The 25421-nt window shown below is 60.0% G+C and carries 18 protein-coding genes and 3 pseudogenes; 14 read left to right on the forward strand and 7 right to left on the reverse strand.

Annotation, left to right across the window (positions count from 1 at the left end):
* The first annotated feature begins 59 nt into the window (after positions 1 to 59).
* On the forward strand, positions 60 to 671 hold the full coding sequence (locus tag HU749_RS12465) for a LysE family translocator (protein ID WP_052719926.1): 612 nt from the start codon (positions 60 to 62) through the stop codon (positions 669 to 671).
* A gap of 75 nt (positions 672 to 746) precedes the next feature.
* Here the strand turns inward: HU749_RS12465 and HU749_RS12470 are convergent, their stop codons facing one another.
* Positions 747 to 1739, reverse strand: coding sequence for a GntR family transcriptional regulator (locus HU749_RS12470; protein ID WP_437127842.1), 993 nt, complete (start codon positions 1737 to 1739; stop codon positions 747 to 749).
* 340 nt (positions 1740 to 2079) lie between these two features.
* Here HU749_RS12470 and HU749_RS12475 point away from each other — a divergent pair, with 340 nt between their 5' ends.
* From HU749_RS12475 to HU749_RS12510, 8 genes are read left to right on the forward strand one after another with little or no spacing between them, the layout of a single operon-like run.
* Complete coding sequence (locus HU749_RS12475; RefSeq protein WP_186651954.1) at positions 2080 to 3456, forward strand: amidase; 1377 nt, start codon at positions 2080 to 2082, stop codon at positions 3454 to 3456.
* A gap of 39 nt (positions 3457 to 3495) precedes the next feature.
* A complete protein-coding gene (locus tag HU749_RS12480; protein WP_046061782.1) occupies positions 3496 to 4374 on the forward strand; it encodes a polysaccharide deacetylase family protein in 879 nt (292 codons plus the stop codon).
* Between the two features lie 28 nt (positions 4375 to 4402).
* Entirely contained in the window at positions 4403 to 5743 is a 1341-nt protein-coding gene (locus HU749_RS12485; RefSeq protein ID WP_046061781.1) for an MFS transporter, read from the forward strand.
* A gap of 10 nt (positions 5744 to 5753) precedes the next feature.
* Positions 5754 to 6515, forward strand: coding sequence for an SDR family NAD(P)-dependent oxidoreductase (locus HU749_RS12490; protein WP_046061780.1), 762 nt, complete (start codon positions 5754 to 5756; stop codon positions 6513 to 6515).
* Positions 6516 to 6566: 51 nt separating this feature from the next.
* The gene (locus tag HU749_RS12495; protein WP_046061779.1) at positions 6567 to 7316 is read left to right on the forward strand and encodes an SDR family NAD(P)-dependent oxidoreductase; all 750 of its coding nucleotides are present in this window, start codon (positions 6567 to 6569) and stop codon (positions 7314 to 7316) included.
* Positions 7317 to 7329: 13 nt separating this feature from the next.
* Entirely contained in the window at positions 7330 to 7629 is a 300-nt protein-coding gene (locus tag HU749_RS12500; RefSeq protein ID WP_079302840.1) for a hypothetical protein, read from the forward strand.
* A complete protein-coding gene (locus tag HU749_RS12505; RefSeq protein WP_079302839.1) occupies positions 7626 to 8600 on the forward strand; it encodes a CobW family GTP-binding protein in 975 nt (324 codons plus the stop codon). Before HU749_RS12500 ends, HU749_RS12505 begins: the two co-directional genes overlap by 4 nt.
* The gene (locus HU749_RS12510; RefSeq protein ID WP_079302838.1) at positions 8597 to 9805 is read left to right on the forward strand and encodes an ABC transporter substrate-binding protein; all 1209 of its coding nucleotides are present in this window, start codon (positions 8597 to 8599) and stop codon (positions 9803 to 9805) included. The genes HU749_RS12505 and HU749_RS12510 overlap by 4 nt, the downstream gene beginning before the upstream one ends.
* 121 nt (positions 9806 to 9926) lie before the next feature.
* Here HU749_RS12510 and HU749_RS12515 read toward each other — a convergent pair whose 3' ends face one another.
* Together HU749_RS12515 and HU749_RS12520 are read right to left on the reverse strand one after the other, a co-directional pair.
* Positions 9927 to 11468 (reverse strand): ComEC/Rec2 family competence protein, encoded by a 1542-nt coding sequence (locus HU749_RS12515; protein WP_079302837.1) that lies wholly within the window; start codon positions 11466 to 11468, stop codon positions 9927 to 9929.
* 127 nt (positions 11469 to 11595) lie between these two features.
* On the reverse strand, positions 11596 to 14526 hold the full coding sequence (locus HU749_RS12520) for a beta propeller repeat protein (RefSeq protein WP_225919161.1): 2931 nt from the start codon (positions 14524 to 14526) through the stop codon (positions 11596 to 11598).
* On the opposite strand from HU749_RS12520, the gene HU749_RS29365 reads away from it, so the two are divergent.
* Entirely contained in the window at positions 14527 to 14658 is a 132-nt protein-coding gene (locus tag HU749_RS29365) for a hypothetical protein (protein ID WP_264084029.1), read from the forward strand.
* 150 nt (positions 14659 to 14808) lie between these two features.
* Here the strand turns inward: HU749_RS29365 and HU749_RS12525 are convergent, their stop codons facing one another.
* Both HU749_RS12525 and HU749_RS12530 read right to left on the reverse strand, forming a co-directional pair.
* Complete coding sequence (locus HU749_RS12525; protein WP_202888918.1) at positions 14809 to 16137, reverse strand: glycine zipper 2TM domain-containing protein; 1329 nt, start codon at positions 16135 to 16137, stop codon at positions 14809 to 14811.
* Positions 16138 to 16279: 142 nt separating this feature from the next.
* Positions 16280 to 17305, reverse strand: a complete 1026-nt coding sequence (locus HU749_RS12530; protein WP_079302834.1) for a helix-turn-helix transcriptional regulator — start codon at positions 17303 to 17305, stop codon at positions 16280 to 16282.
* Positions 17306 to 18273: 968 nt separating this feature from the next.
* Between HU749_RS12530 and HU749_RS12535 the strand changes: the two genes are divergently transcribed.
* The 4 genes and pseudogenes from HU749_RS12535 to HU749_RS29620 all read left to right on the forward strand — a co-directional run.
* Complete coding sequence (locus HU749_RS12535) at positions 18274 to 19446, forward strand: ABC transporter substrate-binding protein (RefSeq protein ID WP_186651952.1); 1173 nt, start codon at positions 18274 to 18276, stop codon at positions 19444 to 19446.
* Between the two features lie 1294 nt (positions 19447 to 20740).
* Positions 20741 to 21790, forward strand: a pseudogene (locus HU749_RS29610) (sensor histidine kinase); the annotation flags it as partial.
* 261 nt (positions 21791 to 22051) lie between these two features.
* Positions 22052 to 22340, forward strand: a pseudogene (locus HU749_RS29615) (response regulator transcription factor); the annotation flags it as partial.
* Between the two features lie 518 nt (positions 22341 to 22858).
* A pseudogene (locus tag HU749_RS29620) lies at positions 22859 to 23200 on the forward strand (ATP-binding protein); the annotation flags it as partial.
* Between the two features lie 17 nt (positions 23201 to 23217).
* On the opposite strand, the gene HU749_RS12545 reads toward HU749_RS29620, so the two are convergent.
* Positions 23218 to 24291: a DUF2955 domain-containing protein gene (locus tag HU749_RS12545; RefSeq protein ID WP_186651948.1), complete on the reverse strand. Its 1074-nt coding sequence runs from the start codon at positions 24289 to 24291 to the stop codon at positions 23218 to 23220.
* Positions 24281 to 25411: an HlyD family secretion protein gene (locus HU749_RS12550; RefSeq protein ID WP_082097871.1), complete on the reverse strand. Its 1131-nt coding sequence runs from the start codon at positions 25409 to 25411 to the stop codon at positions 24281 to 24283. Before HU749_RS12550 ends, HU749_RS12545 begins: the two co-directional genes overlap by 11 nt.
* Between the last annotated feature and the right edge of the window lie 10 nt (positions 25412 to 25421).

Consider the following 25421-nt stretch of genomic DNA (forward strand, 5'->3'; position numbering starts at 1 on the left):
CATTGTGCGTGTGCTGCGCTATAAAATTTCCGCACTTCTCAACCAGGCTTATCCTTGTCATGACCGATCCCACGCTCCTCATTCCATTCATGATTTTCGCCATCGTGATGACCGCTACACCGGGCCCTAATAACGCCATGGTGTTGGTCTCAGGTGCGAAGGTTGGCGTGATGCGAACGATGCCCTTGGTCAGTGGTATCGCCCTTGGAGTCAGCTTGCAGTTCGTGCTGCTTGGACTGGGGCTAGGTACCCTATTTGACGCGGCGCCAGGTTTTCATACAGCGCTAGGCGTTGTCGGCGCAGGCTATATCCTTTGGCTGGCCTGGAAAATTGCAACCAGCGGCCCGCTGGAAATCGGTCAAGACAGCCGGCCTCCAATGGGGCTATTAGCGGGTGCGGCATTTCAGTGGATAAATCCGAAAGCGTGGGCGCTTTCAATTAGCGCATCTGCAACGTATATACCCGTCGAAAACCATGTCCTGAACCTATGCATAGCAGGTGCTCTATTGGCGGCTCTGTCGATGCTATGCGTGGGAATCTGGGCAGTGGGTGGGGCTGCATTACGCCAGGTGCTAACGCGCCCCAGCTATTCGTTAGCCTTCAACGTCTCTATGTCCATCATTTTGATATTGACTACGATGCCTGCGATTCTGCGGTTGGCCCTTTCATAGCCGTAGCGAGTCCTACCCGATGGTGTGGCAGGTGGCAAAGGCCATGGAAATGAAGCGGTCCACGCCGAACCTGCTTCAGCTCAGTCTGGTCAGATACGCCGGCACTTGTTGCTCAGGTAGCACTGACAGAACTTTCAACCGTTGCAACATGCGTTGGCGGGCGCGGTGGAGGTGTTCCTTGAGGTTCAGTGCTGCGGCGTCGAATGCGCCATGCAATAGCAGCTCTAAAATCAGACGGTGCTCGGCCAGCATGGCTTCGTCGGGGCCGAGGCCCAACTGACTGTAAAAAATCCGACTGATGATCCTCGGGCTCTGGGCCTGCCGGATCAATGTAGCGATCTTGCGATTGTTTATTCCGGCGAGGCAGTGGTAATGCAGATCTTCTTCAAGCTGCTCGATGCATGCCAGGCTGCAATGTGGGTTGCTCTGTGCCTCTTTAACCCGAGCCAGCATCGCTTCAAGGGACTCCCGGCTAAGCCCTGGTGCGCTCTGGCGTAACGCCTCAGGTTCAAGGCAGGCGCGCAACTCGTAGTCTTCGGTGACCTCCCTGGCGGTGAGCGGGCCGGCCAGCCACTGGGAGTAAGGTTCCTTTTCCACCAGGCCGCGGTCACGCAGACGCATCAATGCCTCGCGTATCACCGCCCGACTGACGCCGTAATGCTCGGCGGCCTTTTGCTCGTCGAGCCGATAGTGCCCGAAAGCAATACAGGTCGATAAAGCCGAGCCAATCTCGTCGAACATCCGCTCGCCCAACGGCCGGGTATCGACCAGTTCTTCGCTGCTATCAAGGCCGAGTTGCTTGTGGGTAACGGCCAACCGTAGTGGCTCCACTTCAACCCCCTTCGGGTTGACCAGATAACCGCGGCCATCGAATCGACTGATCAAGCCTTCCTTATGCAACAGGTCCAACGCTTTGCGCACCGGTACGCGGCTGGTTCCGAACAGGTCGGCCAGAGGTGCTTCGAGCAGGACGAGTCCTTGAGCCACCTCTCCATTAACGATGGCGTCACGCAGGACCTGGCGGATCATGGCGTAGCGCGATGCAGTGCGGTAATCCTCGGCGGTCATCGATCTCATACGCTTCTCGAAAGGCGGGGGAAGATTCTCGCACAAGTCTGTTGTCACCGTGGACCACGTCATTTGTGCGCGTTCGTTGGGCCGTTGTTACTGATTTGCACCAAAACGGATATTTTCTAATTGATACGTTATTGGTGTTGTTGGCTGATCCTGCATGGAAGGCTTCGCAAAATTGAAGTATCCACCCGCTTGGAAAGGTGTCTAACCCGTGGGCTAGCCGCAGGCTGCTTGCTCAGGTGACCGCCCTGACATTCCTTCAGCACTCATTCTGGCACGCTATCTGCTCTGTAAAACGTATATTTTATTAATAAATACGTTTTAGGTGGGTCAGATGTCCTACGCCAGTCCTCAATTACCGCTTGAAGCCGATGCATTGGCGATGGCGGATGCATTCGCCTCGGGCTGCAGCGACCCGGTCAAGGCGTTGGAAGAAATGCTGGCCAGGGTGGTGGAAGTCGATGACGTGTTCATCTCTCTCTGTTCGGCGCGTGCCTTTCGCGAAGCCCACTCATCGGCCGCGCGCTGGAAGGCCGGACAGCCGGCAAGCGCACTGGACGGCGTACCCATTGCTTGGAAAGACATGTTCGACGTCGCAGGCAGTCCAACGACCGCAGGCGCAGCCGTGCGCCGCGACATTAAGCCAGCGCTGCTTGACGCTAATGTCGTAGGCCTACTGGCGAAAGCTGGAATTGTCAGTGTCGGGAAAACAAACCTTAGCGAGTTCGCTTACTCAGGACTTGGACTCAATCCCCATTTTGGAACGCCGCACAATCCAGTCGGGCTCGACCAACCACGCATTCCAGGCGGTTCGTCCTCGGGCTCAGCGGTCGCCGTCGCGGCGGGAATCGTGCCGATTGCCATGGGCACGGACACCGCTGGGTCAATCCGAATTCCAGCGGCCTTCAATGGGCTGGTGGGGTTTCGCAGCAGTTGCAGGCGTTACAGCCGCGAGGGCGTCTTCCCGCTCGCGCATACCCTCGACAGTGTCGGGCCTCTGACACGTAGCGTGCGTGATGCCTTGGCTATCGATGACATCCTCTGCGGGCGCAGCAAGTCGACATCACTCATCCCTCACAGTTTGGCAGGGCGGCGTTTTTGGGTCGACCAGGCGGTCCTTGATGATGCACGTGTAGAACCTGCGGTACGTGACAACCTACTGCACTGCTTGAGCGTATTGAAAGATCACGGTGCGCTGATTGACCTGCGGCCTTCGCCAGCCTTTCAAGCGACGCTTCAGCTTATCGAGCAGCAAGGCTGGCTTGGCGCCCCTGAGGCTTTCGCCCTGCATCAGCCTCTGCTCGACAGCGATGCCGCCACCCGACTCGATCCCCGCGTGCGACGCCGCCTGGAAGCCGCACGTGCATTCCCCGCCAGCCAGTTGATCAACCTCCACAGCTCGCGCAACCGGCTGCAGCAACAAATGACCGATGAGCTGGATGGGGCGTTTTTGATTACACCAAGCGTATCCCATGTAGCGCCGCCTCTGTCGCCACTGGAAGCCGATGACGAGCTTTTCGTGCACACCAATCTCGCTACGTTGCACCTGACCATGCCTGGCAGTTTGCTGGATCTGCCGGGTGTGTCACTGCCGAGCGGCCGCGATGCGCTTGGTTTGCCCACCGGCATGTTGATTAGCGCGCCTGCGGGCGAAGACTTTCGATTGTTGCGCGCGGCGCTGGCAGTGGAAGCCGCGTTGCGCCAGCCCTGAAACCCACGACTGAACTGATAAAACTGCAGGAGAACAACGATGGCTAAAGAAATTCTGTGCGCCTTCGGCGTCGACGTGGACGCCGTGGCCGGCTGGCTGGGCTCGTATGGTGGTGAGGATTCGCCCGACGATATTTCCCGCGGTCTGTTCGCCGGCGAAATTGGCGCCCCGCGCTTGCTCAAGCTGTTCGAGCGTTACGGCCTGCGCACCACCTGGTTTATCCCTGGGCACTCGATGGAAACCTTTCCCGAACAGATGAAGGCGGTGGCCGACGCCGGTCACGAAATCGGCGTGCACGGCTACAGCCACGAAAACCCGATTGCCATGACCGCCGAGCAAGAAGAAATCGTGCTGGATAAATCCATCGAGCTGATCACCCAGGTCACCGGCAAACGCCCCACTGGCTACGTCGCGCCGTGGTGGGAATTCAGCAAAGTCACCAACGAGCTGCTGCTGAAAAAAGGCATCAAATACGACCATAGCCTGATGCACAACGACTTCCACCCCTACTACGTGCGCAAGGGCGACAGCTGGACCAAGATCGACTACAGCCAGCATCCCGACACCTGGATGAAACCCTTGGTGCGCGGCGAAGAAACCGATCTGGTGGAGATTCCGGCCAACTGGTACCTCGACGATTTGCCGCCAATGATGTTCATCAAAAAGGCCCCCAACAGTCACGGATTCGTCAACCCGCGCCACCTCGAGGAAATGTGGCGCGACCAATTCGACTGGGTCTACCGCGAACACGACTACGCGGTGTTCACCATGACCATCCACCCCGATGTGTCCGGCCGCCCGCAAGTGCTGCTGATGCTTGAGCGTCTGATCGAACACATCCAGAGCCATGCCGGCGTGCGCTTCGTCACTTTCGACGAAATCGCCGACGACTTTATCCGCCGCCAACCGCGTACCTGACACCCACTCACTCTCCGAGGCGCGATTCATGTCTATCTACAACAAGCTTGACCTGACTGGTTGGAAACCCCGGCAGTTGACGTCCCAGGAAGTACGCTTCGCCACCTGGATCGCCTTCTTTGCCTGGGTGTTTGCGGTGTATGACTTCATCCTGTTCGGCACCTTGCTGCCCGAGATCGGCCGGCACTTTGGTTGGGGCGAAGTGGAGCAAGCTGAAATCGCGACCTGGGTGGCAGTGGGTACCGCGGTTGTCGCGTTGGCCATCGGGCCGATCGTCGACAAACTGGGGCGACGCAAAGGGATTATCTTCACTGTGGCCGGTTCCGCACTGTGCTCGGCGCTGACCGCGATTGGCGGGGCGTGGGGCAAGTCGCCGCTGATTCTGATCCGTTCGTTGGGCGGTCTGGGCTATGCCGAAGAAACTGTCAACGCCACCTATTTGACCGAGTTGTATGGCGCCTCGGAAGATCCGCGGCTGACCAAACGTCGCGGCTTTATCTACAGCCTGGTGCAGGGTGGCTGGCCGGTCGGTGCGTTGATCGCGGCGGGCTTGACCGCGCTGTTGCTGCCGATCATCGGTTGGCAGGGCTGCTTCATCTTCGCCGCGATTCCGGCGGTGGTGATTGCGATCATGGCGCGCAAGCTCAAGGAGAGCCCGCAGTTCCAGATCCACCAGCGCATCAGCGAACTGCGTAAAAGCGGAGCGGTGAAAGAAGCGCAAAATGTCGCCGTGACCTACGGCGTCGACTACGACGAACACAGCAAGGCCGGCCTCAAAGCCGCGTTCCGTGGCCCGGCCCGTCGTGCCACCTTGGTGATCGGCGCCGCGCTGTTGCTCAACTGGGCGGCGATCCAGGTGTTCAGCGTGTTGGGCACCTCGGTAATCGTCAGCGTGCACCACATCTCGTTCGAGAACTCGCTGATCATCCTGGTGCTGTCGAACCTGGTGGGTTACTGCGGCTACCTCAGTCACGGCTGGATGGGCGACAAGATTGGCCGCCGCAACGTGATCGGCCTGGGCTGGATGCTCGGCGGCCTGTCGTTTGCCGGGATGCTGTTCGGCCCGAGCAACATGCCGATGGTGGTCGGGCTGTACAGCTTGGGCCTGTTCTTTCTGATTGGGCCGTACTCGGCGGCGCTGTTCTTTATCAGTGAAAGTTTCCCTACCAGCATCCGCGCCACCGGTGGCGCGATCATCCATGCCATGGGTCCGATTGGCGCGGTGGTCGCAGGGTTTGGTGCGACCCAGGTGTTGTCCGCCGGCAGTGACTGGCAGACCGCCGCACTGTGGTTCGGTGCGCTGCCGTGCTTCTTGTCCGGTGCCCTGATGTTTGCCGCACGCCACGTGCGCCCGGAAACTGTTCAGTAAGGAGTTTTTGATGAGCCGTAAAGTTGCCTTGATTACCGGTGCCGCCAGCGGCATCGGTCAAGCCCTCGCCGTGGCCTATGCGGGCAGCGGTGTGGCGGTCGTCGGCGGGTATTACCCGGCCGATCCCCATGACCCGCAGACCACGGTGGCCTTGGTGGAAGAAGCCGGTGGCGAATGCCTGATGCTGTCGCTGGATGTGGGCGATACCGCGTCGGTGGATGCACTGGCCGAACAAGCCGTGCAGCACTTCGGCCGCCTGGATTACGCCGTTGCCAACGCCGGTTTGCTGCGCCGTGCGCCGTTGCTGGAAATGACCGATGCGCTCTGGGACGAGATGCTCAATGTCGACCTGACAGGGGTGATGCGCACCTTTCGCGCGGCGACTCGGCATATGACCGAGGGCGGTGCGTTGGTGGCGATTTCGTCGATTGCCGGTGGCGTGTATGGCTGGCAAGAGCACAGCCATTACGCAGCGGCCAAGGCAGGTGTGCCGGGGTTGTGTCGTTCGCTGGCGGTGGAGCTGGCGGCCAAGGGCATTCGTTGCAATGCGGTGATACCGGGGTTGATCGAGACGCCGCAGTCACTGGATGCGAAGAACTCCCTCGGACCGGAAGGCTTGGCGAAGGCGGCGAGGGCGATTCCGTTGGGGCGGGTAGGGCGCGCGGATGAAGTGGCTTCATTGGTGCAGTTCTTGACCAGTGACGCATCGAGCTACCTGACCGGGCAGAGCATCGTGATCGACGGTGGCTTGACCGTGCGCTGGCCTGACTGACTGTACTGGATCAAAAATGTGGGAACTGTGTTTTTTCGGGAGATTGTTTACATGCCCCAACTGACTAATCGCCGCGCCGTGATCACCGGCGCCGGCAGCGGTATCGGTGCCGCCATCGCCCGTGCCTATGCGGCAGAAGGCGCGTGCCTGTTGCTGGCCGACCGCAACGCCGTCAGCCTTGCCGAAACCGCTATCACCTGCCGCAACCTCGGCGCCGAAGTGGTGGAGTGCCTCGCCGATGTGGGCACTGTCGAAGGTGCCCAGGCCAGTGTCGACCGCTGCGTCGAGCACTTCGGCGGCATCGACATTTTGGTCAATAACGCCGGCATGCTCACCCAGGCACGCTGCGTCGACCTCACTATCGAAATGTGGAACGAGATGCTGCGCGTCGACCTCACCAGCGTGTTCGTCGCTAGCCAGCGTGCCTTGCCGCATATGCTCGCCCAGCGTTGGGGGCGGATCATCAACGTGGCCTCGCAACTGGGCATCAAGGGCGGCGCCGAACTCACCCATTATGCCGCGGCCAAGGCCGGGGTGATCGGCTTCACCAAGTCCCTGGCGCTGGAAGTCGCCAAGGACAACGTGTTGGTCAATGCCATCGCTCCCGGGCCGATTGAAACGCCATTGGTCGTCGGGATCAGCGACGACTGGAAGCGCGCCAAGGCCGCCGAATTGCCCCTCGGCCGGTTCGGCCTGGCGGATGAAGTGGCGCCTACCGCCGTGCTGCTGGCCAGCGAGCCGGGTGGCAACCTGTTCGTTGGCCAGACCCTCGGCCCCAACTCCGGCGATGTCATGCCATGAGCGAGGTGTAGCCATGTGTGGACTCTGCGGTTTGCTCGGCGAAGACCTGCACTGGAGCGACCCGCTGGGCGATGAGCTGCCCAGGCGCCGCGAACGCCTGCGCCGCATCGCAGCAATCAATCAGGTACTGGCGGTGTTCCGGCTCAAGGTCGAAGACTTTCAGGGTGCCTCTTATCTGCTGCTCGGCGCGACCGGCAAGCAAGAACTGGCGAGTGGCCTGGATCAACTCTGGCGAGCGGCCGAAACCATGCTCGGTCGCCCGTTGGACCCCCTGGACCCGCGCCTGTTGGATCACTTGGAGTCAGCCGTATGAGCATTGCTCTCAACGTCATCACCGGTTTCCTCGGCAGCGGCAAAACCACCTTGCTCAAGCGCCTGCTGCAAGGCGAGAGCCTCGGCGATACCGCTTTGCTGATCAATGAATTCGGTGACGTCGGCATCGACCATCTGCTGGTGGAAGAAGTCGCCCCGGATACTGTGCTGCTGCCCAGTGGCTGCGTGTGTTGCTCGATTCGTGGTGAACTCAAAGACGCCTTGCTCGGCCTGTTGCAACGCCGTGAGCGTGGCGAAATCCCGGCGTTCAAACGGGTGATCCTGGAGACCACCGGCCTGGCCGACCCGGCGCCAATCCTCGCCACGTTGAACAACGATGTGCAACTGCGCGGACGCTTCCACATCGGCCTGGTGGTCACCTTGGTCGACGCCAGCCATGCCGCGCTGCAAGAGCGCCTGCATCCGGAATGGCTGGCCCAGGTCGCCGCCGCGGACCGCTTGCTGTTGAGCAAGACCGATTTGGTGGAGGACTGCGCCCCACTGCGCGCGCACCTGCAAGCGCTCAATGCCGGTACGCCGATCCTCAATACCTGCGACGTCCACTGCGGTGATCAACTGTTGCTCGGTGAAGGTTTGCGCAGTGCCGAACCGACAGTGGAAGTCAGTCGCTGGCAGCTGCATCGCAGTACCAGCGCCACCCACGGCGCCGCGCAAGTGTGCAGCCTGACCTTCGACCAGCCGTTGGATTGGGTCGGCTTCGGGGTTTGGTTGTCGATGCTGTTAAGATGCCACGGCGAACGAATTCTTCGTGTCAAAGGACTGCTCAACGTGAACACCAGTAACGCCCCCATCGTCATTCATGGTGTGCAGCATTGTTTGCATGCCCCGGTGCATTTGCCCGCCTGGCCGGGCACTGACCGACAATCGCGGCTGGTGTTTATCCTGCGTGGACTCGATCCCGCGCTGCTGCGGCGTTCCTTTGACGTGTTCTCCCAGCGGTTCGCCGCATGATCACACTCCGCGTCCTCGGCACCTCAGTGACCTTGCTCGAATGCCTGCGTGTTCGTGCGGAACAGGAGTTGGGCATTCGCCTGGTGTATCAGGTGCACGATGTCGAGCAGGCCCAGCGCATCGCGGTGATGCAGCCCGACAGCTACGACCTGTACGACCAGTGGTTCCACAACGTCGACTTCGTATGGCCGGCCCGGGCGATCCAACCCATCGATACGCGGCGCATTGCGTTGTGGCATGAGATCAACGACCTGCCCAAGCGCGGGCGCCTGTCCGCCAACGACCGGTTGGGCAGCGGCAGCGTGCCTAGCGAGCGCTTATTCGTGCAGCACGATGGCAGCCTCGGCAGCACCGTCACTGAGCGAATCAGCATGCTGCCCTTGACTCATAACGCCGACAGTTTCGCCTACCGCCCCGAGCGCCTGCCCGAAGGTTTTCGTCACGACAACGAAAGTTGGGGGTGGTTGCTGGACCCCGCGTGGCGTGCGCGCACTGCGCTGCAAAGCGATGCGGCCATCGGTGCCCTGGATGCCGCGCTGGCGGTGCAGGGCGCGGGGCTGGCGCGCTTCAAGGACATCGGCAATATGAGCATCGAAGAGATCGATGTGCTGGCCGATATTCTGGTGCGCAAACAGAGGGAAGGTCACTTTGCGGCGTTCTGGTCCGATGACGAGGAGGCCGCGCAATTGATGCTCAGCCCGAGCATCGATATCCAGAGCCTGTGGTCGCCGACGTTGATGCGCCTGCATCGCGCCGGGGTGAAATACCGTCTGGCGGTACCTCGCGAGGGCTACCGCGCCTGGTTCGGTGGTTTGTCATTGTCGCGCCACGCCCAGGGCCCGGTGCTGGATGCGGCCTACGCATACCTCAATTGGTGGTTGTCCGGCTGGCCCGGCGCGGTGATGGCGCGCCAGGGTTACTACATCGGCAATCCGGCGCGCAGCCGCGACCATCTGAGCAGTGCCGAGTGGGATTACTGGTACGCCGGTCAACCTGCGCGCGAGGAGTTGCTGGGCAGTGATGGCTTGCCACTGATTGACATCGGTGATGTGCGCGATGGGGGTTCCTATGAGCAGCGCATGGGGCACATCGCTGTGTGGAACTCGGTGATGGATGAGCACAACTATCTGGTGAGGCGCTGGGGGGATATTTTACGGGCGGGGACGAAAAGCTCCCGCCGACCGGGGAATGGTGGACCGTGCTGACGCCAGAAACTACTGGCGGAAACAACCCCGCGGGCGGTAATCCCAACCGGGCCTGGAACCCTGCCTATATATACTTTACCTCCGCTCCGGAACTCAGCGATGAAAGGGCACGGAGGCTTCGCTAGCTCTGGTTGAGCGGTACGGAGCATCTCCTTTTAGTGACGTGGCCGAAGCCATGGCATGGCGCGAGTAAAACACTGGGTGGCCGATCCCATCCGATCAGTGCGCCGCCGCGTGACGTGCTGGGTGCATGTTCGCAGGTCGCCAGGACATCGCCTCCGGGAGTACGGTTGCCGGGGGTTATCAAACTCCAGCGATAATGGTCCCAATCCGCGCTGTTGTGCAGCATGACGCCTTGCGACGTCGGATGCCGGACAGGCGCACTGCCGTGTTTGTTGTCCGGGCCGAACGAGTATGCCAGGCGCTTATAGCTCACGTTGCTTGGTGGTTTAGGGACAGGGCTTTTGCTGTCCAGATCGGCTCCGTGGTGCGGCGCGACCATGCCCACGGGCGGTAAGGGGTCTAGTTCTTTAACGAAGTGGAGATAGTCGCAATCGCCGGTAAGCAGCCAGCTTCTCCCAGGGACATTGTTAGGCTCTTCCACGGCCAGGACGATCCCGGTGCCATTGCGGTCCCTGCCTTTGCCACGCATGAATCGGATACGGCGCTGTGTCGACAACTTCGCGTTGCCGATCTCGCCAGGGAGCGGGGAGTAGATGAAAAATTCCCCACCTTTGCTTCTGACCTCGTGAGCAAAGGCTATGTGCAGGGGGCCGACTTCTTGAAGTGGAGCGATCCACTTGCGCTTGAGCGCGGGATAACCGTTGTTGATGGAGAGCGCGTAGGCGCCAGCCCAATGATCGGCATCCCAATGGGAAAGTATGATCGAAGGCGATTGGGTGAAGCAGAACTTTAGCGGGTGAGGCGTTGTGTGCTTGTTTCTGTAAACGCCTGCACCTAGGTCGTAGTAGTGCGTCGGTAAGCCAGCCGGGTGCCAAGTAGTCGACAGCAGTGCATTCGCGTTGCCTTGCCCCACGTCATACACCGCTAACAGATCGGCGGTGGCGCTAGAAAGCTCAGTTTCCAACTGGTGCGTGGAGAGGGTCGGGAGGTGGGCCAGGGAAAAAATGGTGGACAGCGCCTTACCCTTTCGTGCCGTTGGCATTTTTCCCTTTACGTACACCGGGACTGAGTTAGCAAACAGTCCGGGATAGAGTTGTGCCGCCACCAGTCCCTGTCCGCGTTGATTATTGATTTCCAGCTCAAACCACATCCGCTCAAGGTCTGCGGCCGAGTTGTGCAGGGCGCGAGAGTTGTTTGCAGAGGGAAGTGCCGGTAGGCCAAAAAATCCATGCCCGTCAGGCAGTTCGAACTCCAGCCGGTAAATCGGCATGGCTTCGAATGGATTGAGAGGGGGGCGCGGAGCAAGTTGTTTCCAACTACTCCAGGCGTTTGCGACGTTGTCGGGTTGCTCCGCATCCAGCAACGGATTTTGCTGTCCCTGCGCGTCCAGCCATTCGCCATCGACCAGGTCAAATGCCAGCAGGACGGATTGGGCGCCGGAAATGATTTCGAGGTGATCGAAGCGGGCGTATGCGCGTGTGGGGATCCGTGTAACCGGGTCTTCGTTGGGCGTGGCACTACGGCGAAAATGAGTGTTCATTGTTCTGGCCTTATTGGACTGAAGTGACTGACCATCATCTATCTGGCGGGTGCTGCGCTGTCACAACCGCCCTTGAAGTGTTGCTCGTTACCGGCAGGGGAGCATCGGCGATGCTCCCCGATCCGCGCTATGCTTTCGGCTGGCAGATGTAGTTACCGCTGCGCAGGAAGGTTTCATGCTTATTAGGCGAGTAGACACTCAAGGTGCCCTGCTCGTTGGCCGCGAAGTGCTTCCAATTGCCTTCCTCGAGTACCAGTTCCGCAAAGCTTTCTCCTGTCTGGCTCACGTACAGCGCCTCTCGCCCCCAGCGCGTCGTAAACAGGCTGACATCTCGCAGATGGGCGCTGGCATTGATGCGGATGTCTTTTGATCGAAGTTTCCACTCATAGCCTTTGTCGGACGTCATGACACGATCCGAGTAGAAACACATCACTGTCTCTCCTATACGCGTGATGAGCGGTTCATCGTAGCTATCGTCTTCGCTCGCCCAAGTGCAGGTTCGCCAGCCTTTTCCGGCCACGTAATAGCTGACGAACGAGGCCGCATTGGGCTTTTTTTTGTGTGACTTGAATAGCCAGTTGTACTTGCAGAACGCAAGTAGGCTATTTCCATCAGGCAGTGGCTGGATGCTTTCAACTTCGACACCCTCCGGGAAGCTCGGTGTGTCTTCCCAGCGCAGCCATGGGCCGTCGATGTCGGCGGTACAGAAGACGGCAAGCTTGTCGTAGCGAGAAGTGTTCGTCGAGTCGAAAATCAGCCCTTTTTCGACGTAGGAGTACTCCTTGCGCTCCTTGAATCTCCATAGCCACAAACCGTTGTAGCGGATAACCTCTTCAGTTTGTGAGAACTCCCAGCCCTGCGCATCCGGGAAGAGGGCCTGCTTCCAATTCTGCGCATCGCGTGAGTAGTAGAATCCCTCCTTGTAGCCCCCTATGGCGATCCACAGTCCACTCACGAAATACAGCCGCGAGATAGTAGGGGGGGTATCAGTGGCGCTGAGACGCACATTCTGCCAGTGCTCTCGATCCAGGCTGCGATACACCTGATTGTCGTGGTCGACGATCAACCAGGTGGTGCCATTGGTCTTGATGCACTGGATTTTCTCGGGGTCGCAGGGAGGGTGCTGTACCTGATCCCACTCGATACTGAACAAGTGATCTCGGCCGTCTTTTTGGATGAGCACGGACTGTTTGGCCAGCTTTTCCTGCTGTTCCTGGTGAAGTCGCTCAGCACGCTGCTTCGCTTTGCGCTCAACCACAGACTCGTCGAATCGACCTTCCATAAATTGCGCGAGCTGTTCGGCCACGTCCGCACAGGCATTTGAAAAGGCATTGAGCGTGCCGTCGAGCTGGCGTTCGAAGTGATTGAATTGGTCGTACCAGTCTCCGTTGGTGGCGGAGTTGTCCAGCTCGAAATCGGCATAGCCGGATTCGTCGGTGAAGGTGATCGTTGGCAGGCCCCAGCGCGCCAGCATGCGATTACCCTGATTCAGCGTGCTTGAATGTCTGGAGATGAAATCACTGATTTTCTTGCGCATCTCGTTCAGCGAGGACAGGCAGGAACCGCGGCCCATTGTGCAAGTCGTAGCCTCCACTTTGCTGCTGACCTTGCTCAGGAACGAGTCGTCCCACCCATCCATGAAGAACGAGTAATCCGAGGCTTTCAGGGTCGCTTTCGTAAGATCAATCGAGAGGCTGACGGCATCACGGTCGACTTTACGCAGGCTGGCGCGAGCCTCGGTGAACGTCTGCTCGAAGCGTAGCTCGCGGTAGTGAACGATGTTTTTCCAGCCGTGGGTCTGCTGCTGCAACTTCTCGGCGGCCGCAAGGACTTGCTCTTCGTCCTGCCCGGTGATGATCACCAGGGCACGGGCGAAATTGTCCTTGAATTGCGCAGGCTTGAGCGCGTTCAGGATACGCAGCACGTGAGGGCCTTCGATTTGTTTCTGGCACATCGTCAGCAGGTAGAACGCATCAAGCAACCATGTGTAGGCCTTGTCGTCGCCCTTGAGCAAATCCTGCAAGACCTGCAGGTAGTCCTGTGCCTTGCGAGGGTTGTCCGCCAGTACAGAGATTTCACCCAGCGCGTGTGGGCACCCGGCTTTGTGCGCCAGCAACTCAAGAAACTCTCGGCCCTGTCTGTTCAGTGACGCCGAGTTCTCGATGCACAGAGCGAACAGCAACAGGTAGTTGCGTCGGGCATCAAGGTTCTCAGTGGTGTCGAAGAAGGTGTGGAAATGGATGTCCGGCAACGACGACACCAGTGCAACCGGCTCGGCATGGGCATCTTCGGCGGGCTCGTCGGGCAATGCGTTCAGGCCGCGCTGATCCTTGTAAATCTCCAAAGTCAGCAGGCTGCCGCCGATGATTTCCTCGATCAGGTCTCGCATCCGGTATCGGGTATAAAGGCCGGAAAACGCCTTTCCAAAGAATTTGGAGATGATTCGCTCGCGCTTATCGTCGCTGTCACAGACCTCGCCATCCGAGATCATATCGATGATACGGTCGTACTCGTCGGAAAGGTAATACAACGAATTGAACGCCAAACCCGAGATGTTTCTCTGGATGAAGTACGAATCGGCGACGTGCTCGTCGAACGATAGCTCGATGACGGAGCGGTAGCGTTCGATGCTCGTGGCTTCGATCTGGTCGATCAGGTCAACGATAAAACTCAACAGCTCGACTTCTTCATCGCAGTCCACGTCCAGCTTTTCCAGCGTGACGATCAGGTGGTTGATGTCTAGCGAGGTCAGCATGACGCCTGGGTGGCTGCGCATGAAGTCATACGCCAGGTTCAGCACCAGCAGTACCTTGGGCATCGATTTGAAGCGACGTTTGTTCGCTTCGATGTTCAACGACCATTGATGAAAATTGGTATTGTTCTCAACCCGGATCAGGCGGCTATTGATCTTGTTGACTGCCTGGGAGAGAAATTCCCGGGTTTCGATGATGTATTCGTTCATCGTGCCCAGGTTGTTGCGTATGACCGCGATGCTCTGGGCGTTAATCAGGTTCTGTTGCTGCAGTTGCTTGAGGTAATGCCAGGCGAACTTCTGCATGTGCAGCGCATCGACTTGGTTCTGCAACTGGTTCTGGCGAGTCTTGCCGCTGAACGCAGCGGCAAACCGCTTAAAGAATCCGCTTTCGGCTTGCTGCTTGAGGCGTTCGTCGCTGGAGGTGATCAGCCGTGAAGCATCTACCGCCAGTTGCTGGGTCAGTGCTGCGTTGTTCCGGTGCTGGGCGACGAGCGCCTCAACCGCTTCCTGCTCCGAGGCGGCCAGCGGTTGATTGAAGATTTCCTGGGGTGCTGCTTCGACCGTTTCGCTCATTGAAAATACGCCTTAAAGATTATCGATCAGGTTCTTCAACTGTGTGCTTTGGGCTGCCATGGTCTTGACCTGGCCAGCGAAATGGCGCTCGGACAAGTACAGGCCCTTGTGGAATTCGGCGTAGAACGACTGCGACATCTGCAGGTATTCCAGCGAGTCATGCATGATCATGGCGTTACCCACCACGTGTTCGGTGGCGGCCAGTGTCAATCGGAAGCTTTTCTCGATGTGGTTGTCGATGGCGATGCTCATGGCCATTGTGGTGATCAGCCCGCCGATGATGCCGCCCACCAGCGCACCGATCGGTCCACCGAGAGCGCCCACTGCAGCACCCACCGAGCTGCCGACAACGGCGGCGCCAGTCTGCAGCAAGTTGTGGCCGGTCCGGGTTTCCAGCTCTTGGCGTGTGATCTTGCCCGCGGCAAACAACACCACGTTCTGCACTACGTCCACGGCACACACCGCTGCAGCTGCTACGCCATTGTTGGCGAAGGTGCGCTTGAATGCCGAGCCCGCAAACAGATTCGGCAGGTTGCGCGCTGTGATGCTGACCGACGCAGTCGCGATGCCTGCCTTCAGCGCGCTGTCACCGGCAGCGATGGCGGTGTTTTGAAGGATCTGGAAAGTCGCCTGCTCCACCGTGATTTCGCCGTCGCGGACTTGTTTGATCGACTGGAAAGTATTGATGCTGCCGGCGATCACAGTCGTAATGACTGCTGCCGAACCTGCCGCGCGAAGGCCTTGTTGAACGGTGGCCTTGTTCAGGTAACCGTTCTGCATGTTTTCATGCAATTGCTTGCCTGCGTCGGTGCCGCTGCCCAGACGCTCGGCGTCCCGCTTACCCAGCGGCGTTGACTGAACACCCTCGACATCGAGGTTGGCCGTCGTTTTCTCACGAACTTTTTCGGCGGCGTTGGCTACTTCCGGCCGCGTTTGCTGGTTTCTCTGCATGTCTCGTTTGGCCGCTTCCTTGATCTGTTCGATCTGGTCTGCAGGCCCGATGAATGCATCACTGTCCTGATACTGATGAATGCCGTCTTTTGTGGACCTGAATGCCTTCTGCGTGGCATCGCCATCCTTGAAGTATTTCAGTTGTGCGCCCAACAGTTGCTCGTCGCCCTTCATGACCACGATGTCGTGGGTGGTATGGTTCTTCGCCAGTGGGGTGTTGGTGAAGTTGTCAGTGAAGGCGCGGACTTCCTTGTCCTTCAGGATGGCGTCCAGATTGAACGATTCGGCGTGCCATGTCTCTGCGGCGAACCCACCTTTGATCGCGCTGTTTTGCGCCGTGCCGGCAATCTTGTCGACTATGGCGTTTGCATGATTGATCTCGTTCAGCATGTTGCCGATTTTTTCCGACGCCCGTGTGGGCCAGATCGGGCAGAGGCTGACTGAGCTGTTCAGTGCCTTTTTACGTTGGTTGTCCATAGAGCTTCCTTGGCGTCATCAAGATACGCAGAGTTGATCGGCGCGCTGTCGAATATCAGTTGCTTGTCGAGCCGGCGTCGGAGTAGAGGGTTCGCAAGTTGTTCAGCTTCTGGCGGATCTCATCGACCCAGACCTGTGGCGCATGGACCCGAATGTTGTCGTTAAGCCCGAAAATCCACCAAAGCGTGTCCCGGTCCAGCGACACCTGAGCGCGCAACCGTTTCCAGCCCTGGTCGGGGAGGTCGCTCAGGTTCTGCACACTGCTCAGCGGTGTCTCACTGAGCAGGGCTGCGATCTGTGGGTGAACGTCGGCGACCAACTCGACCTGCGCATCGGCTTGTCGATGGTTGAAAATCCCTGTGTCGATGTAGTCGTCGACGTCGAACGTGGCGTGCAGCTCCGCGACTTCATCCAGGACCCTGACGTCGCGAATCCGATGCAGGGCGAACTGGCGAAGGTCGTCGTAGCCGTCCACAGACGCCACCAAGTAGCTGATGGCGTGTCGAGACACCAGCCCGGCGGGGTGCAGGCGCAACTGCTTGAGTTCGTTTTTACTGCGGCTCTGGTACGCCACTTCCAATTTTCGGCGCTCCAGCAAACCGGTTGAAACCTCACTCCATACTTGTGGTGCAATGCTGGCAGGCATCAGGGTTTTGCCGTTGGGAACCGTTCGGACCCGCTTTGCCCAATCTGCCAGGCCGTTGTTACCCAGATCGCCCAGAAAGTTTCGGGCGCGTCTGAATTGGGGGCCGAGTTGGTCCAGCACAGCTTGTGGGAGCAGTGTGGTCAGATGTCGTTCGGAGAGGTAGAGCGCCAGCGCCGTCGGGGTGTCCATGTCTTCCAGTTTCAGCGGCGCGTCGCGGGTGAAACTCCAGCGAAATGGAATTTCACTGTCGTCGCACTGCAACGAGAAGGGAATGGACAGCCGGTTCAAATCGCGCTGAACGGAGCGCAGTGTCACGGTAAAACCCTTGTCCCGGAGTTTTTCCAGCAGCGTCGATGTAGCAATGCGCTGCGGCTCGGTGGGTATTACACGCAGCAACGCGAATAGGCGCAGCAGCGTATCCTTCGCTTTAGACATGGCAACTACCTTGTAAGCCTATTCAACGGTTGATCACCATTCAGGCGACAACTTGACATCGATGCTACGGGATTTGATGGCTCTATGCCATCTTTCGGGTGTGCCATAAAACTAAAGTCTCGACATGTGGGGCTTGGATTTTCAAAAAGGACGCAATTGTCTGCGCCTATTCAACCGGGGTACGGCGGTTCTGAGCATCGCGTTTGAGATCGGTGTATTCGCGATAGAACGCGTAACCTTTCTGTAGAACGACAAATAATCCGATCGCTGCAAGCAGGTTTTTCATAAGAGGCTCCTTGGTTGGCAGTCATTGTCTTCAGTGGGGGCGACAAGGTGTGTCGCGCTCTATCTCGTTGTTCAGAGCCAGAAATTCTTCCAGGCGCGCCTTGAGCACCTCTTTGTGGGTCGCCTCCCGGTATTCGAGCGGCAGGTCACGGCAAGCCGGGCAGCATCTGGGAGGCGGCAAAACGGTTGGTCGTGAGTCACACCAAGGCAAGACGGTCGTTTTCCAGGAGCATTCGGAACAGACGAGGGTGAATGCGAGCGACATGAGCATGGCGACGTCCTGCAATCTTCGGTGCTGCAGGATTGCTTTGCGGGGCGACAACATATGTCGCCGGACTTCGATGTCGCACAGCCCTACGACACGGATCGTGTCTCTGTGGCGGAGGTCAGAAACTTTTACTCGGTCGGCGTGTGCAGGGGCGGTGTGAGATTGGATTGCATTTGAAATGCCTCCATTCATGTCGACAGGCTGCTTGCGGCCCAGGCTGTGCAAAAAAGCCGGCTGCCCGAAAGCTTGATGTCACGCTCGCCCCTCAGGTGTCGTAGGCGGTATGACCTTGTGAGGCACTCAGTTGGCTGAAATCCTCCATGGCCGCGCGAAGCGGGCACGTTGAGACTATGCTCATTGCCACTGCAGGCAATGTACTGGTTTCACTTGTCGCCCACCAAGGAAAGGAGTCTGTATGTGTCTGATTCTTCATGCCCGGTTCTATTATCTGAATGGTCGAATGCGCAGTCTGGTAGCGCGTGTCCATCGGCGTATTTCGATCACCCACAAAGTCTTGTGGCGCTTGGCCGGCTGCGTGACCGGGCTGGCGCTGGTTGCTGTCAATCCAGCCCAAGCTGCCGACGGCGGCATCGCCAGCGGTCCTACCGCAAGCTATAGCATTGCCTTCAGCAACTCCTACGCCGGCAGCGATTTTCGCAAGGTGATGGTGCGCAACTGGCAGGAGATTGCGGTCCAGGCGCAAAAGGATGGCTTGATCCGCGAGGCTCCGGTGGTCAGTGCCAATAACTCGGCATCGGAACAAGCGGCCCATATCCAGGACATGATCGTCAAGGGCGTCAACGCCATCGTCATCCTGGCCGCGTCCGACACGGCCCTCAACGGGGTGATCCGCGATGCCTGCAACGCCGGCATCGTGGTGGTCGTCATGGCCAGCCTGGTCACCGAACCCTGCGTCTATACCGTGGACTACAACTGGTCCGCCATGGGCCGCGTGGAAATGGACTATATCGCCGGGCGCCTCAAGGGGAACGGAACGCTGCTGGAGATTCGCGGCATTGCCGGCGATGCCACCGATAAAAACATCAGCGACGGCATTCGCAAGGCCGCTGGCGACTATCCGGGCCTGAAGTTCGCCAAGACTGTATACGGGAACTGGACGGCTTCTGTCGCACGCAAGGAGGTGGCGCTGGCGCTGCCGTCGCTGCCCAGCATTGATGCCGTTGCGACTCAGGGCGGTGACGGTTATGGCGCCGCCATGGCGTTCAAGGCGGCGGGACGCCCTTTGCCAATCATCGTGATGGGGAACCGTCAGGATGAACTCGCCCTGTGGAAACAGGAGCGCGATGCCAATGGCTACGAGACCGTCTCTGTCTCCGCTTCCCCGAGCGTCTCCCAGGTGGGTTTCTGGGTGGCCCAGCAGATTCTGGCGGGCAAGCAGGTGCCGAAGTTCGTCGAGGTGCCGCTGGTACGCATCGATGCGAAAGACCTGGACACCTGGCTCGCCACGATGCCGGTGGGCGGCGCTGCCAATCCTCTCTACAGCCAGGCTTCCGTTGCGGCGATGATCGACGCAGCCATCAGCAATACGGCGGCGCCGACGCCTTTGCCGGAGGTGACGAAGCCGTAGTGGCAGGCGTGGAGCGAGGAGGCGAGGCGCCATGTTGACATTCAAGCCCTCCACGGACAGGCCCATTGCCGTCAGGATTGGCCTGGCGGTCGCCGCACTGGTGTTCCTGATGCTGGTGGTATCGCTGGTGAACCTCTACGGCCTGCGCGGCATGGTAGGTGCGGTAGATTCTGCCAGCCATTCCGCGGAAATTCTGGCCTCGGTCAACGGCGCCACGGGGCGGGTGGAAAACTTCATCGCCACCCGCGACCAGGAAAGCCTGTCCCAGGCCGAAGGCATGGTGGCGACGGCTATCGCCGGCCTCACCGCTATTCCGGTGGCAGAAGCGCAATCGCTCAAGGGCAGTCTGGAACGGCTCGCCGCGGCGATCGCTGCCTTGCGGGTGGCGACCCTGACCATGGATGGTGAAACGGAGAACATGACATCCCATTACAGCCGGATGCGAGAGGCGACGATCCTCGTCGAACAGGGCATCGCCGATGGGCTGAAGGGGGTTGATGCCCGCGCCGCTGAGCACGAGGCGCGGGTGAGCAACATCGAAAGTGCTCATCGCATTCTGGATATCCTGCGCAACGGCGAACGGATCATCATCGCCAATGTGGCCAAGATGCTGGTGACCGGTAATGGGGCGACCGCCACCGCGGCGCGGAACGCCAGCGCGGCACTCGCGCCCGTGGTCGAGCAATTGCGCGAGTTGATGACGGCGCCGCAGGAGCGAGAGAACGTGGACCAGTTGGCGACGGCGGTCGCTGCGGTCAGCCTGGCGGTCGAGCACCTTGGCGAGGCGCCCAAGCTCCGGGGAGACGAGGCTTTGCGGCAGCTCGCCGCCGTCGGGGATGTGGTCGAGCGCCTCGAGGCAATATTGGCTGAAGTGGAAGGGCAGGTTGTCCATGACGCAAGCGACATTCAGGCTGCAACTGGTTTGCTGCACAATGCCGCCGCGTTGTCCAAGCGTTTTGCCGAGCGTGTTGCCACCCTGGAGGCGCAGACCCTGTCGTTTCGCCTGTCACCGTCGGCCGAGGTCGCCGGCTCGGTCGGCGGCATCCTGGACGAGCTCAGCCGTCTCTCTCGCGTTCTCCCTTCGTCCGTGGGGCTGCAAGCCAAGGCTACACCCCTGACTGTCACCGATCAGATTGCCGGCTACCGGGCGGCATTCGCCAGGTTCCATCAGGCGAGCAACGCCTTGATCGGCGCGCGCGACCAGGTTCGCAACGAGGCACGGAGCGCCGGTCTGTTGGTGGCGCGCTTCGCAGGCCAAGCGCGCGCCGACGCCTTGGTCCACAATGATCGCGGCATGCTTGCGACGATACTTGCGGGTAGCGTCGCGATCCTGCTGGCCGGCGCCATCGCCTGGAGCACGTCGCGATTCGTCGCCCAGCCCATCGTGGCCCTGGCCTCGGTCATGCGCCGGCTTGCGGCCGGCGACCTGAACGCCGAGATCGCCAGCGCCGGACGCGGCGACGAGATTGGAATCATGACCCGCGCCGTACGGGTGTTCCAGGAGAATGCCCTGCGCATCCGGGTGCTGGAGGCCGAGGCCGAAGCCGAACGACAGCAAGTCCAGGCCTCTTTGGAGAGAATGGTCGCCGAGCGGACCGACACGCTGCACCACCAGACCGAGGTGCTGGAGGCGCAGGCCATCGAACTCATTCAGGCGCGCAACCAGGCCGAGACGGCGAACCAGGCAAAGAGCGATTTCGTGGCCACGGTCAGCCACGAACTGCGCACCCCCCTGACCCTCATTCTCGCCCCCCTGGAGCAACTCTCGGCGGCGACCGCCCCGCCTGCGGACTGGCATGTGCAAGTCGATCGCGCCCAACGCAACGCGCTGCGCTTGATGAACCGGGTGAACGACATCCTCGATTTCTCCAAGGCCGAAGCGGGCAAGTTCGAGTTGTGTCCGATGCCAGTCGACTTGAACAAGACGGTGGGTGTGCTGGCCGAGGATGCCGCCATGGTCGCCGAGGGCAAAGGCTGCACCTTGACCTGCAGCATCGATCCCGCGCTTGGCACGGTGTTCCTGGATCCCCGGCACTTCGAAAAGATTCTCCTCAACCTGGTGAGCAATGCCATCAAGTTCACGCCCGCTGGCGGCACCGTGCACCTGGCAGTGACTGCGCTTGATGGCGAGCGATTTGAACTTGCGGTGCAAGACTCGGGGATTGGCATTGCGCCTGACAAACTGCCGTTGCTGTTCCAGCGTTTTTCCCAGATCGACAATTCCGCCACGCGCCACTACAGCGGCACCGGCATCGGTCTCGCCCTGGTCAAGGATCTGGTCGAACTGATGGGGGGCGAAGTCGGCGTCAACAGCGAGCCCGGACAGGGCTCGTGCTTCTTTGTTCGACTTCCGCTGGGGGCTGAGCAAGACACTGTACCGACTGAAGCCAGCGATATGCATGAGCGATCGTCACCGAGCACAGCAAGCACAACCGAGCAGCGCCACCTGCGTTTCGACGACGGCCGCCTAGGCAGTCGCAACGATCAAGCTTCGACGCAAGGCGCAGACGACGAGCAGCACCCGGAACACGCCTTGCGATCCAAAGTGCTGGTGGTGGACGACAGCCCGGAAATGCTTGGCTATCTCAGCGAGCTGTTGCGCGACGACTACAGCGTCGCCACCGCAACTGATGGAGAGCAGGCCTGGGCACTCCTGCAGCGTCGGCCCATTGATGTCGTCGTCTCGGATGTGATGATGCCGAAGCTCGACGGTTTCGGCCTGACCGCCAGAATCAAGGCCAGCGCCGGTTTCGCCCATTTGCCCGTGATCCTGGTGACCGCCCGCGGCGGCAGCGAGGCCTGCGTCTCCGGGCTGGAGAGTGGCGCCGATGACTATATTGCCAAACCCTTCTCGCCGCTGGAGCTCAAGGCACGCGTACGCGCGGCGCTGCGCATGAGTCGGGTGCAAACCGAGCTGAATGCAAAATCCCGTCAAGCGGGCATGGCCGAAATCGCCACGACTGTGCTGCACAACGTCGGCAACGTCCTCAACAGCGTGAACGTATCGGCAGAATTGGTCAGCAGCCAGATGCGCACCTCCAAAGCCCAGGGGCTGGGCAAGGTGGCGCAAATGATGAACGAACACGTCCATGACCTGAGCGATTTTCTCACCAAAGACCACAAGGGAAAGATGCTGCCTGATTACCTGCTCAAGCTGGCGAAAGTGGTGGCGCAAGAGCAACAGGGCATCATCGAAGAACTTGAACAACTCACCAAGGGCATTGACCACATCAAAACCATTGTCGCTGCCCAGCAGTCCTATGCCGTTGCTGTCAGTATTGTCGAAACAGTGCCGGTCGCAGAGTTGATCGACGATGCCTTGCGCATGAGTGCTGGATTACTGGCGCGCCAGGAAGTGACGGTGGTCAAGGACATTGCCGACTTGCCCCTGCTGCCCCTGGACCGGCACCGGATGCTGCTGATTCTGGTGAACCTGATCAACAATGCCAAGCAGGCGTTGGACGGCGTGATCGATCGCAGCCGATGCGTCACGTTCGGCGCGTCTCTCGCTGACGGGGCAGTATTGCGTATCACGGTGGCCGACAACGGTAATGGGATTGCGCCTGAGCACCTGGCGCGGATCTTTTCCCATGGTTTCACGACGCGCAAAGACGGTCACGGTTTCGGCCTGCACAGCTGTGCGCTGGCCGCGCAGGAAATGGGTGGCAGCTTGACCGTGCGCAGCGACGGGGCCGGACAGGGCGCAACCTTTATCCTCGATATTCCCCTTGATGCTCCGTTGAGTAAACGATGAACACTGGACCGCAGAGGCTAATGGTCGACGGACGATAGGCTGCGATGGGCGTTGGCCGTCTCGGCCGGCATGACGCCCGCCCTTGGCCACAGCAGCGCGGCCAGGCCAATGGCATAGACAACCGCAAACAGCACGTAGGCGATCCGGGTGGAAAACAGCTGGGGCGTTTCTGTCGGCAACGGTGATACACCGAGCCCGAACAGAATAAGGAAAGTCATGAGCCCCCCGCCGAATACTTTGCCAGCGGTGTTGCCGATGGCGGCCTTGCCGGCAAACAGCAGGCTTACCAGCAGCAGGATCAGCGCCACCAGCCATAGGGTCGGCCGCAGTTCGAACAGCGTAAAGGCCAGGGAAGCCACCACCCCGCCCAGCAAGTTGACCATCACCAGGCCAAGGGCGGTGCGGCTGCTCATGCCTAGCGAAAACTGGCTAAGCAACGAGGCCACGGTGATGGGGACGACCATCGCTGTGGCCAGCCGCGGGTCGCTCAGGCACAGGGCAACCATAGCCAGCAGAATCGCCGCGCTGGCCATGGCCTGGTGAATCACCAGGGTCAGCTCGCGCGGCTGTGGGATTTGCTGGTCGGTATGTTCACCAGCAGGGTCGGGCAGCAGCGCATGGGCGCTCCAAGTCAGCAGCAACCCCAGGCTGACCGCCTTGACCAGCACTAGCACGATGGACTCGCCCAGATCGCGCTGCACGATATCGAGCATCGGTACCACAATGGCAATGACTAGCATCAGCGCCGGCCCCGCGCCGCCCCGTTGTTGGCCTTGCGCGGTAAAACAGGCGAAATAAAACAGCCACAGCACTGGCAGGAGCACCCACGGCCGATCACCGAGGATGCCGGTCATACACACCAGCAGTGCGCCGGTCAGCAGACTCACCAGCAACGTTATCAATCCCTGAGACAACGCTGGTGCGCGGCGGCTGGCCAAGAGGAACTGGATGGCGAACAAGGGCGCGAGAAAAGGCAGGATGTCGCCCAGGACCAGACCCGTGCACAAGCCCACGGTCGCTGCCAGGGCGATGCGCAATCCCTGGCGCTTGATCCGCAGCAGCTCCAGCGCAGCTTGCCCATCAATTGACATAATTCAGCCAGGCGCCCAGGCGTGTCATAAATGCCCCCAGCGCGTTAGTCACGCGGTTGTCATCGGTGTAGATCACCACGGTCACTTGCGAGCCGTAGCGCGGGCCGATCGGGTGCGGTTCCTCCACGAGCAGGCGCACCGGAAAGCGCTGCGGGTCGCGCACCCAACCACTCTCGTTGCGCACCGAGGGCAGGGCGGAGTTGCTGCTATCCTGTTGCGCGACACCCCAGCCGACGCTTTCAACGCGGCCCTTGAACACGCGGCCTGGCAATACATCGAACACCAGTTCCGCCGGGTCGTCAGCCTGCACATGCTCCAGGCTGTTTTCCTTGAAGGCGGCAGACACCCATACGGTGCCTCTGTCGATGAAGGTCAGTGCCGGTTGGCCAGCGCTGACGACCTGACCCACGGCGAGCTGGAGATGGGTGATCACGCCATCGGCGGGTGCAATGACTTCGGTACGCACCAGGTCGAGCCGGGCTTTTTCCAGTGCGGCCAGGGCTTGCTTGAATTGCGGGTTGTCGTTGCCTTTGGGTCCTAATTGCTGACGCGCCCGCTCCAGGTCGGCTTGGGCTTTGCTCACGGCCGCCTCGGCGGAGCTCAGCGAGGCCTTGGCTTCATCCTGGCGCGCCGGGGCGAACACACCGCGCTCGACCAATTGGTTCACCCGCCGGGCTTGCTCGCGTATGTTGTCACGCTGCGCGCGCGCCGATACCAGCTGTGCCTGGGCGGCATCCACCGAGGCGGTGCTGGCACCCAACGCCTGGCCGGTTTCTTCCAGCCGCGCTTCAGCCTCGCTGACGACAAGCTTGTAGGGTTGCGGGTCGATACGAAACAGCACCTGGCCAGTCTTCACCCGGGCATTGTCGAGCACCGCAATTTCTGTCACACGACCACCCACCTCGGCAGCCATTTGCACGACATAGGCTTGCACCACGGCTTGCGACGTCGAGGGCGTGCGTCGTTCCATAAAAATGGAGAGGGTAAACAGCACGGCGATCAACACCGCCACACCTAGTGCAATGCGCCGCAGCGGATTGGCTGGCGCAGGCTTTTCAGGAGGCGGTTCAGTTTGGCGCTCAGGCTCGACGGAAACGGGAGAATTCTGTGTTTCGGGCATATCGGCACCT

Source organism: Pseudomonas ogarae, from assembly GCF_014268695.2.
In the GTDB taxonomy this organism is placed as follows: Bacteria; Pseudomonadota; Gammaproteobacteria; order Pseudomonadales; family Pseudomonadaceae; genus Aquipseudomonas; species Aquipseudomonas kilonensis.

Bases quoted from the DNA above. Each gene is read 5' to 3' on its own strand.
- HU749_RS12465 (WP_052719926.1), top strand. From the start codon at position 60: ATGACCGATCCCACGCTCCTCATTCCATTCATGATTTTCGCCATCGTG.
- HU749_RS12470 (WP_437127842.1), bottom strand. From the start codon at position 1,739: ATGACCGCCGAGGATTACCGCACTGCATCGCGCTACGCCATGATCCGC.
- HU749_RS12475 (WP_186651954.1), top strand. From the start codon at position 2,080: ATGTCCTACGCCAGTCCTCAATTACCGCTTGAAGCCGATGCATTGGCG.
- HU749_RS12480 (WP_046061782.1), top strand. From the start codon at position 3,496: ATGGCTAAAGAAATTCTGTGCGCCTTCGGCGTCGACGTGGACGCCGTG.
- HU749_RS12485 (WP_046061781.1), top strand. From the start codon at position 4,403: ATGTCTATCTACAACAAGCTTGACCTGACTGGTTGGAAACCCCGGCAG.
- HU749_RS12490 (WP_046061780.1), top strand. From the start codon at position 5,754: ATGAGCCGTAAAGTTGCCTTGATTACCGGTGCCGCCAGCGGCATCGGT.
- HU749_RS12495 (WP_046061779.1), top strand. From the start codon at position 6,567: ATGCCCCAACTGACTAATCGCCGCGCCGTGATCACCGGCGCCGGCAGC.
- HU749_RS12500 (WP_079302840.1), top strand. From the start codon at position 7,330: ATGTGTGGACTCTGCGGTTTGCTCGGCGAAGACCTGCACTGGAGCGAC.
- HU749_RS12505 (WP_079302839.1), top strand. From the start codon at position 7,626: ATGAGCATTGCTCTCAACGTCATCACCGGTTTCCTCGGCAGCGGCAAA.
- HU749_RS12510 (WP_079302838.1), top strand. From the start codon at position 8,597: ATGATCACACTCCGCGTCCTCGGCACCTCAGTGACCTTGCTCGAATGC.
- HU749_RS12515 (WP_079302837.1), bottom strand. From the start codon at position 11,468: ATGAACACTCATTTTCGCCGTAGTGCCACGCCCAACGAAGACCCGGTT.
- HU749_RS12520 (WP_225919161.1), bottom strand. From the start codon at position 14,526: ATGCAGAAGTTCGCCTGGCATTACCTCAAGCAACTGCAGCAACAGAAC.
- HU749_RS12525 (WP_202888918.1), bottom strand. From the start codon at position 16,137: ATGCTGAACGAGATCAATCATGCAAACGCCATAGTCGACAAGATTGCC.
- HU749_RS12530 (WP_079302834.1), bottom strand. From the start codon at position 17,305: ATGTCTAAAGCGAAGGATACGCTGCTGCGCCTATTCGCGTTGCTGCGT.
- HU749_RS12535 (WP_186651952.1), top strand. From the start codon at position 18,274: ATGTGTCTGATTCTTCATGCCCGGTTCTATTATCTGAATGGTCGAATG.
- HU749_RS12545 (WP_186651948.1), bottom strand. From the start codon at position 24,291: ATGTCAATTGATGGGCAAGCTGCGCTGGAGCTGCTGCGGATCAAGCGC.
- HU749_RS12550 (WP_082097871.1), bottom strand. From the start codon at position 25,411: ATGCCCGAAACACAGAATTCTCCCGTTTCCGTCGAGCCTGAGCGCCAA.